General features: G+C 36.6%; 15 protein-coding genes. 12 read left to right on the top strand and 3 right to left on the bottom strand.

Annotated elements, in window-relative coordinates:
* Positions 1-10: 10 nt before the first annotated feature.
* The 12 genes from J7E67_RS12340 (at position 11) to J7E67_RS12395 (ending at position 12,770) form a co-directional block, all read left to right on the top strand.
* Positions 11-763, top strand: coding sequence for a GTP cyclohydrolase II (locus J7E67_RS12340; protein WP_214713281.1), 753 nt, complete (start codon positions 11-13; stop codon positions 761-763).
* Complete coding sequence (gene ribD, locus J7E67_RS12345) at positions 756-1,862, top strand: bifunctional diaminohydroxyphosphoribosylaminopyrimidine deaminase/5-amino-6-(5-phosphoribosylamino)uracil reductase RibD (RefSeq protein ID WP_214713280.1); 1,107 nt, start codon at positions 756-758, stop codon at positions 1,860-1,862. The genes J7E67_RS12340 and ribD overlap by 8 nt, the downstream gene beginning before the upstream one ends.
* Positions 1,862-2,434 carry a 5' nucleotidase, NT5C type gene (locus J7E67_RS12350; RefSeq protein WP_214713279.1) on the top strand — a complete coding sequence of 191 codons (573 nt, stop codon included), beginning with the start codon at positions 1,862-1,864 and terminating at the stop codon, positions 2,432-2,434. The genes ribD and J7E67_RS12350 overlap by 1 nt, the downstream gene beginning before the upstream one ends.
* A gap of 194 nt (positions 2,435-2,628) precedes the next feature.
* The gene (locus J7E67_RS12355) at positions 2,629-3,804 is read left to right on the top strand and encodes a hypothetical protein (RefSeq protein WP_214713278.1); all 1,176 of its coding nucleotides are present in this window, start codon (positions 2,629-2,631) and stop codon (positions 3,802-3,804) included.
* A 113-nt stretch (positions 3,805-3,917) separates the two neighbouring features.
* On the top strand, positions 3,918-4,874 hold the full coding sequence (locus J7E67_RS12360; RefSeq protein ID WP_214713277.1) for an NAD-dependent epimerase/dehydratase family protein: 957 nt from the start codon (positions 3,918-3,920) through the stop codon (positions 4,872-4,874).
* The gene (locus J7E67_RS12365; RefSeq protein WP_214713276.1) at positions 4,855-5,805 is read left to right on the top strand and encodes a lysylphosphatidylglycerol synthase transmembrane domain-containing protein; all 951 of its coding nucleotides are present in this window, start codon (positions 4,855-4,857) and stop codon (positions 5,803-5,805) included. The genes J7E67_RS12360 and J7E67_RS12365 overlap by 20 nt, the downstream gene beginning before the upstream one ends.
* Positions 5,802-7,250 carry an alkaline phosphatase family protein gene (locus J7E67_RS12370; protein ID WP_214732025.1) on the top strand — a complete coding sequence of 483 codons (1,449 nt, stop codon included), beginning with the start codon at positions 5,802-5,804 and terminating at the stop codon, positions 7,248-7,250. Before J7E67_RS12365 ends, J7E67_RS12370 begins: the two co-directional genes overlap by 4 nt.
* Positions 7,251-7,253: 3 nt before the next feature.
* Positions 7,254-8,033 (top strand): glycosyltransferase family 2 protein, encoded by a 780-nt coding sequence (locus J7E67_RS12375; protein WP_214713274.1) that lies wholly within the window; start codon positions 7,254-7,256, stop codon positions 8,031-8,033.
* Positions 8,034-8,126: 93 nt separating this feature from the next.
* Positions 8,127-8,879 (top strand): hypothetical protein, encoded by a 753-nt coding sequence (locus tag J7E67_RS12380; RefSeq protein WP_214713273.1) that lies wholly within the window; start codon positions 8,127-8,129, stop codon positions 8,877-8,879.
* 37 nt (positions 8,880-8,916) lie between these two features.
* Positions 8,917-9,840, top strand: coding sequence for an FTR1 family iron permease (locus J7E67_RS12385; RefSeq protein WP_214713272.1), 924 nt, complete (start codon positions 8,917-8,919; stop codon positions 9,838-9,840).
* 69 nt (positions 9,841-9,909) lie between these two features.
* Positions 9,910-11,373 (top strand): glycosyltransferase family protein, encoded by a 1,464-nt coding sequence (locus J7E67_RS12390; RefSeq protein ID WP_214713271.1) that lies wholly within the window; start codon positions 9,910-9,912, stop codon positions 11,371-11,373.
* A 50-nt stretch (positions 11,374-11,423) separates the two neighbouring features.
* A complete protein-coding gene (locus tag J7E67_RS12395; protein ID WP_214713270.1) occupies positions 11,424-12,770 on the top strand; it encodes a UDP-glucose dehydrogenase family protein in 1,347 nt (448 codons plus the stop codon).
* A gap of 21 nt (positions 12,771-12,791) precedes the next feature.
* Here J7E67_RS12395 and alr read toward each other — a convergent pair whose 3' ends face one another.
* From alr to J7E67_RS12410, 3 genes are all read right to left on the bottom strand, one after another.
* Positions 12,792-13,976: an alanine racemase gene (gene alr, locus J7E67_RS12400; protein WP_214713269.1), complete on the bottom strand. Its 1,185-nt coding sequence runs from the start codon at positions 13,974-13,976 to the stop codon at positions 12,792-12,794.
* Between the two features lie 60 nt (positions 13,977-14,036).
* Complete coding sequence (ald, locus tag J7E67_RS12405; protein WP_214713268.1) at positions 14,037-15,170, bottom strand: alanine dehydrogenase; 1,134 nt, start codon at positions 15,168-15,170, stop codon at positions 14,037-14,039.
* 129 nt (positions 15,171-15,299) lie between these two features.
* Positions 15,300-16,538, bottom strand: coding sequence for a PucR family transcriptional regulator (locus J7E67_RS12410; protein ID WP_251026725.1), 1,239 nt, complete (start codon positions 16,536-16,538; stop codon positions 15,300-15,302).
* Positions 16,539-16,794 lie beyond the last annotated feature (256 nt).

Below are 16,794 nucleotides of genomic sequence, written 5' to 3' on the forward strand. Positions count from 1 at the left end.
GGATAAATAAATGAAACAAGCTCTTAACTCTAAAGTTCTTTCAGTTTTAGAAGACAAAATTCAATTAATAAAAACAGAAAAAGGTGCGATATATTTAGTAGGACCGATCCGGCTTCCCGTTAATTTATACGGAGAAACAGTTAACTTCAAATGGTATTGTTGGCTAAATTGTGATGAGGTAACAGAGGATTTTGAAAGAATTATTGATAAGTTATCTTCTGCGAATTTAGCAGAGTTTCAACAATCAAGCGTTTTAGTATATGGTGACTTTGAATATGAAGATGATGTCATTATTAGAATGCATTCCATCTGCCATACGGGCGATATATTTGGAAGCAAGCGATGCGACTGTGGATTTCAATTAAAACAATCAATGAAAATGATCTCCGAACATGGAACAGGGGCATTATTTTATCTAGCAAATCACGAAGGAAGAGGAATAGGCTTATTCAGTAAGGCAATGGCCTATGTTCTTCAAGAAAACGGCTATGATACGGTCGAAGCAAATGAAGGCCTTGGTTTTGTCGATGATTCTAGAAACTATGGGGATGCTATTCAAGTCCTTAAAGCATTACGCTCTAAACCAGTCACACTTATGACTAACAATCCAAAAAAATTGGAAGCATTAAAAAGTGCTGGTTTAGAGGTAGCAGGCAGAAAGCCTTTGTGGGGAGATGTATCAGAGTATAACGAAAAATATCTGCAGACAAAAGTAAATAAGTCAGGTCATATAGGAGATAAGGGGACTTGTCCAAATGACTAACCATGAATTCTATATGGAGTTAGCTCTAAAAAATGCTAGTGCAATGAAAGGCCAAACAGACCCAAATCCACTAGTAGGGGCTGTGATTGTGAATGATAACCGAGTAGTGGGAATCGGAGCCCATTTAAAAGCTGGCGAGCCTCATGCTGAGATTCACGCTCTCCGTATGGCTGGCGAAGCAGCAAAAGGCGGAACCATTTATGTTACATTAGAACCATGTTCCCACTATGGCAGGACAGGCCCATGTGCTGTTGCAATAGTAGAAGCCGGTATTAAAAGAGTCGTAATTGCCACACTTGATCCAAATCCTGTTGTGTCAGGGAATGGAGTAAAAATTCTAAAAGACGCAGGAATTGAAGTAATAATCGGGGTTCATCAAGAGGAATCCCAAAAGATGAATGAAGTATTCAATAAATTCATCTTGGAGAAAAAACCATTTGTCACCTTAAAATCAGGGATTACTCTAGATGGGAAAATAGCCACTTATGCATCAAACAGTAAATGGATTACTTCGGAACAATCCAGACAGGATGTCCATCTTCTGAGGAATGAAAATATGGCTATTCTTATAGGGGTTAATACAGTAATAAAAGATAACCCGGAACTGACAGCGCGAATTCCGAATGGAAGAAATCCAATTCGTGTTATTTTGGATTCTACTTTAAAGATCCCTATAGATTCAAAAGTTGTAACAGATAACCTTGCTGAAACTTGGATATTTACGTGTCAGAAATATGATCAGGATAAGGAAAAAACATTAAAGTCCTTAGGGATGAAAGTCTTTCCTACCGATGGGGTGGAAAAAGTTGATCCTAAAGATGTCATGGAAATATTAGGTGAGCACCTTATCTCATCCGTATTAATTGAAGGAGGGGGCACCATAAATGCTTCTTTTCTTGAAAATAAATGTATTGATAAAGTAATTCTTTATTTTGCACCCAAATTAATTGGTGGAAAGGATGCACCTACTTTCTTAGAGGGGGCAGGAATAGAGAAAATGTCTGATGCAGTGGATTTAGTGGATACATCGATCATTAAAATTGGAAAAGACTTTAAATTTATTGGCTATCCGATTTATTCAAAAGAGGGAATTATGTGATGAGATTTGGTTTTGATATCGATGATACATTAATAAATCTACGCGAGCATGCCTTTAACATATACAATCAAAGATTGAATCAAAATGTACCGATTGAAATTTTTCATAACTTAAAACGAGTGGAGATACATGGACCCTTTGGATTAACAGATGAACAAGGGAAAGAAATGTGGCGTAATTCTTTAGAAGAAATTTATTATACGTCATGTCCTGCTTTTCCAGATGCTGTTGAAACTTTACAAGAACTAGAGAAGAAAGGGCATGAAATATATTATATTACGGCAAGACCCAAAGAACATGGGGAAAGAACGAAAGAATGGTTAAAACAAAACGGTTTTCCTGTTCATGAGGAGAGGTTTTTTTATGGTATGCAGGATCATGAAAAGGTAGAAATCATTAAAAAATTAAAACTCGATTATTATTTTGATGATAAACCAGAGGTTTTAAATACATTATTAAACGAATCAATTAAAATTTTTCTCAGGGATCAATCCTATAATCGTCATTTAAATTTACCGAGAATTATAAATTGGAGTGACCTTGAGGAAACAATAAAAGATAAAGTGAAATAAGAGTCGAGTTTTAGTGTGTGTTAAAGCTATCTTGTAAGACAAGATAGCTTTTTAATATATATAGGTTAAAAATGTGAATATTTTGTTACATATTATTAAACAAGTTGACAATGATAATCATTCTCTTTATAATCAGAATTGTGAATGATAATCATTATCAAATATAAAAATTATACAAACCGGGGGAAAACACAATGTCAATCAAATTTAAACTTCTAGCAGCAATGGCAGCCCTTTCATTAGTTCTTGGAGCTTGTGGAAAAGCAGAAGAAACAACAGATAAACCAAAGGTAGAAAACAAAGCAAAATCAGCAGAGAAAGAAGAAGTAAAGGAAAAAGAAGAAGTGAAATATGCTGATGTTTTTAAAGAGGCCGTAACTGAGCTTGAAAAAGCAAAAGAAGGTAAAGATGTTGATTTTGACAAAGTGACAGATTTATATAATTCCAATTTAAAAGAGTTAGTTCAAAAGAGAGACGCAGAATTTGAGGATACAATTGATGAAAAAATCACTGTAGCTTTAGCAGCTGGTAAAGATGGTTCAATGGATAAAGTAATCGTAAAACAAATCTTTGATAAATTAATGCAAAAGGTATTTTATACATCTATTAAACACGATTTTACAGAAGTAACTGAAAAATGGGGCAAAACTGAAGAAGTCAATGCAGAATTAGAAGAAGCAAAAGGATATTATGCCATTCTAAAATCAACTGTAGAAAAGCGTGATGCTGCTTATGGAACAAACCTTGTCAGTGTAATTGATGGGGGATTTAGTGAAATAGAAACAGCAATTAAAAACAATGATCAACTAAGCTTTAACTTAGGTAAGCAAGTGGTTGACAAAACGTTAATGAAGACCTTCTATCTAGCAACGGGTGCACTTCCAAATGGATATGCAACAAAGGCTGCAGCGGAAGCAGGGAAAGATGCTGCTTTAGCCAAAGTAGAACAGGCAGAAGGCTGGGCATTCTTCCAATCTTTATATAGCTATTTGAACAAACATGCAGCTGATGAAACTGCCTTGATTGAAAAACAATTCAATCTTGAATCTGATGTAAAAGCAGTTGATCCAGCTGCTGTTAATAAAGCTTTTGTTCGTGGTTTTGCAAAAATTGCCATTTCTGAGTATGGCGAGAGTAAAGAATTATTTGGTGAAGATAAAGCTGTTATCACTGGTTTAGAGGGTGCGTTATTCATCGATATCATCGGCGAAGATATCAAGGCCCTTCTTGGAGAAGATGGTTATAAGACACTAACTGAAAAAGCACAGAAATATGTTGAAACAGCAAAAGCTAAAGATAAAACCGCTGGTGAAGCACAATTGAACGAGTTAATTTCCACTCTGAATACAATCGTAGAAAAAGCGAAATAATGCAGAGGAAAAACCTTGTTAACTTACGCAAGGTTTTTCCTTTTTTCTCTGATATGAGAGAATAATGTACATAATAAGTCGTGATGACCAACTAGGTATAGAGGTGTTATACATTGAAAGTAATTGTTACTGGCGGAGCAGGGTTTATTGGCTCCCATCTTACAAGGAAATTGTTAAAGGAAGGCCATGAGGTTTTAATCATCGATGAACTGCATCCTTACTATTCTGTTGCTAGGAAAAAACGACAGCTAGAATTTGCACGTGGAGCAGGAGAGTTCGCTTTCTTTCAAAAAAGTCTTCTAAATGACGAAGCGGAAGTAAAGGAAATCTTTCTTTCCTACAAGCCAGAAATGGTAATACACCTAGCGGCCATTCCTGGAGTATCACATTCAATAACGGCCCCGAATGAGTATGTTGACTACGATATTAAAGCCACCATTAATGCACTGCGATTTGCGGGTCAATCAAACGTAAAACATTTTATTTTTGCTTCTTCCTCATCGGTTTACGGAGAACAAAAGAACGTTCCGCTTCAAGAAGAGATGGCGATGGGAAAGGTGGTATCTCCTTATGCAGCAGCTAAATTTGGGGCTGAATCCTTTTGCCATGCCTATTCTTCATTATTTGACTATAAAATTTCTATCCTTCGCTTTTTTACCGTTTATGGACCCTGGGGTAGGCCAGATATGGCCATTACAGGGTTTATTAAAAATTTGCTGAATAAACAGGAAATTACATTGTTTGGAAATAGAACGGCTAGAGACTATACATATATAGATGATTGTATAACAGGGATCATTAGTGCTTTTAACCAAACTGAAAGGGTCGGTACCTATAATATAGGGTCTGGTAAACCGATTTTTATTGAGGAATTAGTTGAGTATTTAAAGCAGCATTTTCCTGATCTAACTGTAAAACAAGGTGGTTTTCGCCAAGGGGATGTCAATTCCACATGGGCGGATATTTCGAAGGCACATCAACAGCTTGGATTTTCCCCATTAATATCTTTTTCAGAGGGACTTGCTAAAACGATAGAATGGGCCAAAAAGCATGTTTCGGAAATCAGTTAAACGTTTGGTTAAAGTGATGGGATTCATTCTAGCAGGAATTTTTATCCTGTTGTCCTGGCGATATTTTCATGCTGAAAACTTCTTAAATGGGTCCAAAAAATTTTTCTTGGGTAATCCTTTGATTATCATAGTTGTTACCGTGGGTTACCTATCCTCATTTATCCTCAGAGCTGAGGCGTGGAGATTATATCTAGGAAAGAAAGCCAAGTTTATAAGCTGTTTACAAGGCATTCTCTTAAGTCTTTTCGTAAATCATATCACTCCAATAAAGGTTGGGGATGCGGTTAGGGTCGGGGTGTTGTCCTGGAAGGAAAAAAACATAAGTCCTGATATTTCTGCACATTCTGTAGTTGTGCTCAGATCGCTTGATATGTTGTTCCTAATGTTATTTTCCATAATTGGACTTGTTGCTTTTTCCAAAGCGTTTATCTTCCACTTGTCATTAGGAGTATTGCTTATTTTAGGTTTAAGCTTTCTAATAGGAGGATTTATAGTCTTTAAATACTGTCCACTCTTTGTGGAAAAGCATATCTTATTATTAAGAACAAGCTTTAAGGGCTGGAATTTTGTTTATATTTTTTTCTTAATTGGATTAAGCTGGGCTATGGAAGGCGCTGTTTTGTGGGGAGTAACAGCTTCGTTAGGTGATGGTCTTTCTATTTATAAGTCAATTTGGGTCAATTCTATTACTGTCGGTGGGCAGGTATTTCAAATTACACCTGGGGGAATATCTACATACGAATCAGTCATGACTGCGGCTTTAACAAGTTTTGGGTTTCCGACAAAGGATGGATATATGGTTGCTCTTATTAGCCATAGTTATAAGTTTATTTTTTCCTATTTCGTTGGTTTCCTGCTTTTGATTCATTCACCTGCATCAAATTTTAAACAAATAAGAGTGTTTCTAAGAATGAGAGGAAGACAAAAATGAAAAAAGCATCTTCTTTTGAAAAAGTGGCGGCAAGGTGTTGGAACCTTCTGAATGAGGGGAAGCCGTTTACTCCAATATTTACAATCGGTACCATGTTGATTTATTCCCTATCTAAGTTGGGATCCCCTTCTTACAGTTTAGATCTATTCTTAGGGTTATTAGCAATCTTACCTCTATTAATTATTTACTACCTGTACGATTATCCATTATTTCTTAGAAACTATTTATGGATCCCATTTACAGCCTTTCTTATCATTTGGGATCATGTGAATATTAGTTTGCTTTTTACTGGCATTGGTTTATATTTCTTCTTTACAGTCTTTTTTTGGGGCACATTTTATTATCATTTGCGCATCGGTACCTCATGGCTGAATTTTACCCGGTTCTGGAAGCTCGTTTTAAAAAATAGTGATTCAACAAGTGGGAATGCCCAAGAACAACTGCCAAAGTTTCTTTTGTTATTATCACTTTGGAATTTGACTATTGAGAAGCAAACCTGGTCGGGAAGTGAAATTGGAGTCATCGTATTCTTCTATTTAGGAATTCTATTGTTTTCTTGGATTCTTCATAAAAATCTGTTCGATTGGAAGCCGAAGATTATCCCTACCTTTACTTCTAATGTTGCAGAGCGGACAGATGCCATTAATAAGAAAGTTATTGTTATGGTCATTGACGGAATGAGGAAAGAGCGTTTTGAAGAAGCGAACACTCCCTTTCTCGACTATTTGAGAAAAAATGGAACAGACTATACTAGAATGGAAACCGTATATCCAGCAAGAACTGTCGTTTGTTTTTCATCGATGTTTTCAGGAACTTACCCATTTGAACATGGAATCAAGTCGAATATGGTTTGGAAGCATGGTATTAAAGTAGAGAGCGTATTTGACACATTAAGAAAAGTAGGGAAAAAGGGTTCATTATTAGCGGTAGCCCATCTCGTTGATTCCTTTGGAAAGGATGTAGAGACATTCACAGCCGTAATGCACAATAATGTTGTTGATCGTAAAATTATTGATCGAGCGAAAAATATCATGGAAGAACAGGATCCCGATTTGCAAATTGTGCAATTAATAAGTACAGACCAAACTGGACATAGCCGAGGAGTATTATATAACGAATATATTCAAAAAATCGAAGAGGCTGACGCCTTAGTTAAAGAATATTTTGAGTGGTTAAAAGAGAAAGGTAAGTTTGAAAATTACACGTTTATTGTTTGTGCTGACCATGGTCAAGCTGATGGGATTGGTGGACATGGCCACCTCGATGAAGGTGAAAGATTCGTACCGTTCTTTATGTATGGTCCGTCTATTGAAACAGGAAAAAGTGTGGAGGAAAAGCATAGCTTGGTTTCCCTCGCTTCAACGATTTCCTATTTGTTGGGGGCACCATATCCTAGTCACAGCCGTGGGCCAGTATTAATAGAGGCAGTAAGGAAGGATGTTTAATCAATGGAGCAGCAAAAAGTAATTGTCTTTCTTCCAGCTTTCAATGAGGAAGAGTCGATTGCCCAAGTCATTCAAAAAATACCAAGAGATTTCGATCCAAAGGTGAAGGTAGAGGTTTTAGTGATAAATGATGGCTCTAATGATCGAACGGTCGAGCAGTCCTGGAAAGCAGGGGCAGATTATGTCCATACCTTTGGTAAAAACCTTGGATTAGGTGCTGCTGTTCGTAAAGGGCTGGAGCTTTGTGTTTTAAATGGAGCAGATATTGGTGTCATGATTGATGCTGATAATGAATACCCTGCTGATCAGATTCCTGATATTGTCAAACCCATCTTAATGGGAACAGCTGATTATGTAATGGGTTCCCGTTTCCTTGGAACGATTGAAGGAATGCGGTGGAACAGGAGAATTGGGAATTATTGTTTTACGTTTCTACAAGCTCTTATACTAAGAAAATGGATTTATGATGGACAGTCTGGGATGAGAGCTTTTTCTAGACAAGCTATGGAAGAAGCTGAAATTGTTCATGATTACAATTATGCACAAGTTGTCACGCTGAATCTCATTAGAAAAGGTTTTCGGATGAAAGAAGTCCCAATTCGATATCAGGTCCGTAAAGCAGGGGAATCATTTATCAAGTTTCGTAGTTATATGACATCGGTCTTACCTGCCATTTTAAAAGAAATGAGAAGGCCAGTGAAAAAGGTGATCCATAATAGGACAACATCTGGTGCAAGAGACAGGGAATTACACCTTTTGAAAGCAAGGGAGATTAATAAGTAAGATAAATATGATAAATATGTGACATTCTAAATCCTTGCATTGACAGCGAGGATGATAATCATTATCATTATCCATGTAGGAGGGAAATTCTTAATGAAGAAATTTTTTGGATTATTTTTTACTTTCGCATTAATTTTTTACAGCATTCCTTTAAGTAGTGCGTTTGCCTATTCCTATGGTGATCCGAATGAGGAGAAGGTAGCTGAGGTGTACAAAGAAATGGTAGTGAAGCTTGATGAGAATCCTCCCAATTACAATTCCGCCAAAAAAAACTTTGAAACTGTTAAAGAAGAGATTGATATGCATATGGGCCAAGAGCCTGCTAAGCTAATTCTGAGTAACCTTAAAGATAAGGACAAGGAAGCCACCATTAACAATATGGAAAAACTACTGGTTTTAAATATTGCGAGGCGTTTAGAGAGTATTGAAAAGGACTTTGCTGAATATGACACAACGAAAAGACTCCTAGCTAAAGCCTTTGCTACATACGATGCGTTGTCTCCTAAAGTGGAAGCTGAAAAACCTGAGAATGATAAGAAAATCAGAACGGATTTTGATCAGGCCCTTGAAGCATTGGGGAATCCCGGACTGTTTGGAGTCGGGAAAAAAGAAGCGAATCTAGACGCATTTAAGGAAAATAAAGACGAGATTTTAAACTCATTAAAAACTGAATTCAACATAAAAAGTCTTGAAGTCGGGCATTTTTCTGAAAGTGCTACAGAATCTGGGACTGTAAAAAAAGACTGGACGGATATTTCGAATATCCGAAACTGGGTACCGCTTGTATTAATCGCAGGTATAATAATAGCGGTAATCATAGTTGTTATCCGCAGAAGAAGAAAATAGAAATTAGGAAACATCACCATTGGGGAGGGACTCGGCTGTGGAAATTCAAGCTCTATTAATCACATTCCGTGAAGTGTTAGAGGCGTTATTGATTGTTGGCATAATAACTACCTATCTAAAAAGAGTGGACCATAAGCAGTACAATAAATATGTTTGGTTAGGAGCAGGTCTTGCCATATTAGCAAGTGTCGGGGTTGCCCTCCTATTCCAAATTGTTTTTACAGGATTCGCTGCAATGGGAAGCGAAATGTATTTGAAAATAGGAATTATGCTCGTTTCGACCGTATTATTAACCCAAATGGTTTTCTGGATGGCAAGCCACAGCCGTGATTTAAAAGGAAATATGGAAGGGAAAATGAATAAATTCATTTCCACAGGTAACGTTGTTGGAATGGTAATCCATTCTTTTCTAGTCGTCCTTCGTGAGGGGGTAGAAACCGTATTCTTTTTTGCTGCAATTACAGGTGGAAACATCGGCGCAGCTATGCAGGGATGGGGCGCGATTACTGGTGTGGTGATCGCGATTATTGTCTCTTATTTGTTCTTTAAAGGAACGATGAGGATTCCTTTGAGCACTTTCTTCAAGTTAACCGGTGCTTTTATTATTCTTATATCTGCTGGACTACTAGTACAAGCGATTTCCATGATGCAGGACCTTAATATCATTGGCAGTGTACTTCCACATGTGTATGATCTTACATGGTTCCTGCCAGAGCATCCGATTGATTACACACATTACCTTCGTGATACTGGTTCGGCTCCGATATTATCCGGGGATATTGGAATATTTCTAAAAGCGCTGTTCGGCTATTCTTCCATGCCTTCTATTGAAGAAATATTGGCTTATATCGGATACTTTGTCGCAATTTTATTGCTTACCTCTTCCAAACCTGCAGGAAGCAAGCAAACAAATAAAACTAATTCAAAGACAACTAAAATTCTTGAGACACAAGTGAAATGAATTTTTGAACATTTAAAGTACAAGGCCGATGCCTTGTACTTTTTCTCTAGATCAGGTGGTGGATATTTATTGTTCAAAAGTGATTTAAAAGATCCCTTTTTATTAGTGATAAGTGTTGCAGCTATAATTATTGTTTTTATATCTCAACTGTATTTTATTAATCCATATACCTCCTCGTGGGATCAGGTAGATTTTGCACTGGCCGTGAAGCGCTATGATTTAATGGCTATGCAGCCGCACTTCCCTGGATATCCCTTTTTTATTTTAGGAGGTAAATTCATTCATCTGTTTGTGATGGACCCATCAAAAGCATTAACGATTTTTAATGTCTTTTGTTATGCTAGTTCTGTTTTTCCCATTTATAAGTTGTCCAGGAGATTCATACAGAGATCATTTGCTAGTTTATCTACAGCACTTATTTATTCAGCAAGCTACAGTGTTATTATCGTTAATCAGCCGATGTCAGAAGGAGCGGCACTGGCAGCATTTTGGTGGTATTTATGGAGCCTTCTTTTTGCTTTAAACATAAAAAATTCAAGAGCGATTTTAATACCATTAGGTTTTTTGAGTCTTATGCTAGGAATTCGCCTTTCCTACTTGCCCTTTGCAATCGGTATAATCTTTCTGTTTTATTGGAAAGTAAAAAAAGATGGATTAAAAATGAAAGAGATCATATTATACTTGATCTCGGGAGTCATCTTTCAAGCAATATGGGTAATTGGTCTTGTCATTTCTGAGGGAAGTATAATCGGTTTTATTAAGCTTTCTTTAGCGTTTACCAGCGGTCATTTCAATGATTGGGGAGGAACGGTAGAGGCAGCTGATATTGGTTTTTTTGATAGATTTATCATTTTTTCCTCAAAGAACATCCTATGGACAGGGATTGCAACTGAATCAGTGCTTAGTGCTGTCATTGATATTTTCCTTCTCATTTATATATTTTTTAGGGCGTTCAAAAAAACAAAAAAAAGATGGCCATTTATGAACCTTCTATATATATTGTTTAGCAGTTATTTTGGTTGGGCACTATTGGCTCAAAATGTAGAAAAAGCAAGGCATGCGCTCCCGCTTGCGGTCTTATTGATATTTTTCCTTTGTATTCGTCTTTTTTCAGAAAGAATCCCTTTTTTAGTCGTGGGACTCAGCATTTTCGTCCTAGGCCATCAGGTAAATCAAAATGTAACCCTATTAGCGACGGAAGCTAAAGAACCTCCAGCTGTTTATAAAATGAATGCATTTATTGAGAAAATGAATGAACCTGTTATACTCTACACATGGGAAGAAACGAGGGTGTTACAGTATTTAGAGGTTCCATATACACACAAAAGGATAGAAACTTATCAATATTTCCGGTATGATGCGAAATATTTCCAAGACAGGACCGTACTACTTACAGATAAAGTGATTCAAGGATTTAGGTCACAAGGTATTTTAATAGATGGGAAAATCAAAAAGATAGCAACTTTTCATTCCAACGGGCTTTTTGATCCAGTTTATCATGAAATAATTTTATATAAATGGATGGAGAAATGAACTGAGTAGTAATTAATAAGAAATACTCAATATGGAAAGGAAAATCTTCATTGAAAAAAATAGCCATTGCTGGAACAGGATACGTTGGACTAGTTACAGGGGTTTGTTTAGCAGACATCGGCAATGATGTGATTTGCGTAGACCAGGACCATCATAAAATAAGTACATTAAACAATGGGTATCCTCCAATTTATGAGCCAGGATTAAATGAACTGATGTTGAAAAATATGGAGGAGGGGCGGTTACGGTTTACAACTAGCCCTTCTATTGGCTTTAAATCGGCTGAAATCATCATGATAACAGTAGGAACTCCTCAAAATGAAAATGGCTCCCTTGATTTACAATATATTGAACAGATTTCTAAAGAAATTGGCAGGTCAATAAAGCGAAATAACGTCATTGTCGTTACAAAAAGTACGGTACCAGTAGGAACAAATGCAAAAATTAAAAATTGGATTCAATCCGAAATGCAAACAAGTCTTAAATTTCAAATCGTTTCCAATCCTGAATTTATCAGCCAAGGGTCGGCAATTTATGATACTTTTCACGGGGATCGGATAATTATTGGATCTGATAGTAAGGAAGCCCTCCATTCGTTGGAAGAATTATATCAGCCGTTTGGTATTCCCATTTTTAAAACGGATACGAATAGTGCTGAATTAATAAAAGTAGCATCAAATTCATTCTTAGCTTTAAAAATTAGTTACGTAAATGCACTCGCAAGTATTTGTGAACATGTTGGCGGAAATATTGAAGACGTATCATTTGGAATGGGAATGGATTCAAGGATCGGATCATCATTTCTTAAGGCTGGAGTAGGTTTTGGCGGCTCATGCCTGCCGAAAGATACCCACGCACTAGTTCAAATGGGTAATGATGCGGGAGAAGCTTTTAACCTCATTGAGGAGGTTATTGAAGTTAATAAAAGACAGGAACTTAAACTAGTGGAAATGGCCCTGAACCGATTTCAAAGTTTACGTGGAAAAAAAGTTGCATTACTGGGGCTTTCATTTAAACCTGATACAGACGATATCAGGGAGGCTGTTTCGATTAAGTTAGCAAAGCGTCTAGTTCATGAAGGGGCGATAGTAATTGCCTATGATCCCGTCTCAATTCCAAATGTGAAAAAGGTTTTAGGAAAGCTAATTTCTTATGCAGATACGGTCGAGCAAGCTCTTATGGATGCTGACCTTACGTTTATTGTAACTGAGTGGGATGAAATTAAAAATGTTCCATTAAACCTCTTCCATGAGTTAATGAAAGAACCCGTTATCTTTGACGGGAGAAATTGCTTTCAATTAGAATCTATAAAAAATTATCCAGTTGAATATTATTCAATTGGCAGACCTAATATAATTGGAGAGATAAACACGGTGCTACACAACAAAGGCAGCTAGTCGGAATAGCTGCCTTTGTTATTAAAATAATAAATTACTTTGTACATTCTTTGCAGGTTTGAATAGTTCATTGTAGTTGTCATACACTCGGGGGACTCTTTTACCAATTAAACAAACAACCTCATAATTGATGGTGCCCATTAAATGGGCAATTTCGTCCACGGACTGAAATGAAGAGCAGCTTTCTCCAAATATGGTGACTACATCACCAACAGAACAATTTTGTATATCCGTAATATCGATCATCGTTTGATCCATGCACACCCTTCCTGCAATAGCAGATTTTTGCCCATGGATTAAGACCTTCCCACGGTTTGATAGTAGACGGGAAAGTCCGTCAGCGTATCCAAGCGGAAGGGTAGCGATAAGACTTACTCTTTCCGGCTTCCAAGTCCACCCGTAGCTGATTGCTTGTAAAGCTGCTACTTTTTTTATAGCTGCAATTTTCGTTTTGAAGGTCATGGCCTGCTTTAGCTGGATGGAGTGGTTTTTTAACGAAGCATCTGGATATAACCCATACAAGGAAACTCCAATTCGAACCATGTCTAGATGCATTTCTGGAAATTTCATTGTTGCAGCACTGTTGCAACAATGTTTTATAGGTATATAAATATAGTTGTTTTCCAAATATTTTACTATTGATTGAAATTTATTAAACTGTGCATATGTAAGGTCACTGTTTTCACTATCTGCATTAGCAAAATGAGTAAATACCCCTTCAAGACAAACATTTTTTGCTTTCATTGCCTTCTTAGCAAGAATAAGTACATCATCACTGGAAGTAACGCCAATCCTGGACATACCAGTATCAATTTTCAAATGAATAGAAGCAGTTTTGCTTAAGCTATCCGCTTGGACAATGACTTCATCCAATACTTCATGGTCAAAGACTGTTAGCGTGATATTTTCTAAAATGGCAGCCTTAATCGAACGTGTCGGAGTATACCCGAGTACGAGAATGGGATGTGTGATCCCAGACAGTCTAAGTTTGATGGCCTCATCTACAAGAGCAACTGCTAAATAATCTGCACCAGCATCAATCGCTGTTTTTGCAATTTCAATGGCCCCGTGTCCGTATCCATCTGCTTTAACCACTGCCATGATTTTTGCATGTGGGTGAACAAACTGCCTAAACTGTAGATAATTATTTTTAATATGGTCTAGTGAAATTTCAGCCCATGTATCGCGGTAACTCAATTGATTCATGTAAACCATCCCCTTTAATCAAAAATCCCCTCAAGAGTTTCTTGAGGGGAATAACTACAATTAAATCGTAGCTAGTTCTTTTTCTAATGCCTTTTCGACTGTTACATAATCAAACCCTAGATCTTTTGCTACTGCTTCATAAGTGATTTCTCCGTTGGCAACGTTAACGCCAAGATATAATGCAGCATTTTCAGAAATGGCTTTGAAAACCCCTTTATTTGCGATTTGCAATGCATATGGAACTGTAACATTGGTTAGTGCGATTGTTGAAGTTCTTGGAACTGCGCCAGGCATATTTGCAACAGAGTAGTGTACAACACCGTGTTTGATAAAGGTTGGATTGTCATGTGTTGTCACATGGTCGATTGTTTCAACAATTCCACCTTGGTCTATCGCAACATCGACGATCACTGAACCTGGTTTCATTGATTTAACCATTTCTTCTGTAATTAGCTTAGGAGCCTTTGCACCAGGGATTAATACTGCACCGATAAGAAGGTCAGCCTCTGCCACTGCTTCAGCAATATTGAAAGGATTAGACATTAATGTTTTGATTTGATTTCCAAAAATATCGTCTAACTGACGGAGACGGTCAGCACTTAGGTCAATAATTGTTACGTCAGCACCTAACCCGATAGCCATTTTAGCTGCATTGGTTCCAACAATCCCACCACCAACAATGGTAACTTTTCCACGGTTAACTCCTGGGACACCAGCAAGGAGAATTCCAAGACCACCATTATTTTTTTGTAAGAACTGTGCGCCAATTTGAGCAGCCATGCGTCCAGCTACTTCACTCATTGGTGTAAGCAGTGGAAGAGTCCTGTTTACAGAAACTGTTTCATAAGCAACTGCGATAACACCTTTTTCTTTAAGAGCTTTTGCTAACTCTGGCTCAGCTGCAAGGTGTAAGTAAGTAAATAAAATTAAACCTTGGCGGAAGTACTTATATTCACTTGAAAGAGGCTCTTTCACTTTCATAATCATATCTGCTTTTGTCCATACCTGTTCAGCGCTATCTATAATCTCAGCACCAGCTTTAGCATAATCGTCGTTAGTGAAACCGCTTCCAATTCCAGCGTCCTTTTCCATAAACACAGTGTGGCCGGCATTTAGGAATGATACAACACCTGCTGGAGTTAGTGCTACACGATTTTCATTATTTTTAATTTCTTTAGGTACACCTATAAACATAATCTTATTTCCTCCCCTAGTTACATTAAATTGTTTTGCTATGGCTAAAGTATAGAATGTTTGCCAGAGAATTTCTTTGTTTAGAAAAGAGAAAGATTTTCATTCTTTTTGGGGATTTTCACAAAAAGTTCAAATCCCCTGATATTTTTCCAGTTTTAAATCTAGGTAGAGTATCATTTTTTGGTTAGGATCCTTGAAATTTACATCACCAATTTCGGTGATTCGTTTAAGCCGATAATTTAATGTGTTAGCATGGACATTTAATTCCTTGGCTGCATCATTAATGTTGTTATCTTTATTTAAGAAAACCTCTAATGTTTCAATTAAATTGCTGTTGTGTTTTTGGTCATATTCATGAAGCAGTTTTAAGGAATAATTTTCATATTCTTCGGTTTGTCTTTTTTCTAAAATAAGATCAAAAATTTGATATATTCCTAGTTTTTGATAATTAAAAATGTCCTTTGTTTCAATTGGGAATTTTTCTTTAATTGATAAAACCGCCAATGTTTCCTTATATGCTTTGTTTGTTTTTTGATAATCCTCTTTAATACTGCTATATCCTGGTTTGATCTCCTTAATTCCATATCTTTCACTCATTTGCAGGACAAAGAATTTCGCAAATTGATCAAGTTCATTGAAAGGGTTTTCAATATTAGTAACTGATACCAATAGAATTAGTTGATTGCAGTCTATTGTATAAAGAGTAATTTTTATTCGTTGATTTGTTTTCAAAAGATATGAGATGGATTGCTCTACTTTGTTCGTGATATTATCATGGAACTGAAAAACAAGAACCGCATAAGAGGTCGGCGGTGTAAGTTGTAATGAATGGAAATGTTCGAAAATTTCCTCTTTTGCTTTCAGATGACCTGTTAATAGCTTCCAAAAGAATTCTTGTGAACGCTCTTCCTTTTTGTTCTTTCTCGTCTGGAGCTGTAATAGTTTATTTTTTGCGGAATCCGCTGCTTTTTTTAAAAGGATGAAATCATCAGCCGTTAATGTTTTATCAATTTCTATTGCCCAAATAAATCCGATCACTTGATCCTGCTTCCAAATAGAGATGGCGACTCTATGGTTAAGCCCTATATCATTCATGTTTTTCACACGGATAGGCTCTTGGGTCTTTAGTAAAGCAGGAATCGTTCCTTCTTTCCATAATTGATTAATGACTTTTTCCGGTACTCTCCGGCCTATGATGGTAGAAATTCTTGCTGGATCTGTACGTTCATCATGAGTACTATAGGCAAGTAGGCGGTGGTTTGCATCCTCAATTGTAATAGGGCACATTAGTACCTGACTAATAAGGTCGGCAAATTCATCTAAGCTATCAAAGGCAGTCTTAAATGGGTCATGTAGTCTAGTATTCAAAATGATTACCCCCGGATTAATATATAATGACATATGGTAGTCTTGTTCAGTTCATAAAATGCCTTTGTTTAATTTTACAAAAAATATAAAATAATTTCATGTATTTTAACAAAATAAATAATATGCAATAATGTTAAAATGATTTTGAGTAATCCCAAAAGAGTTAATATTTTAATAATTACTCTTTTGAAAGCGTTATCATTAGAAGAAAAGGAGGAATTAGTAATAAAAAGCTTAAAAGTGAAGTCTAATATTG

This window comes from Bacillus sp. ISL-46, from assembly GCF_018613205.1.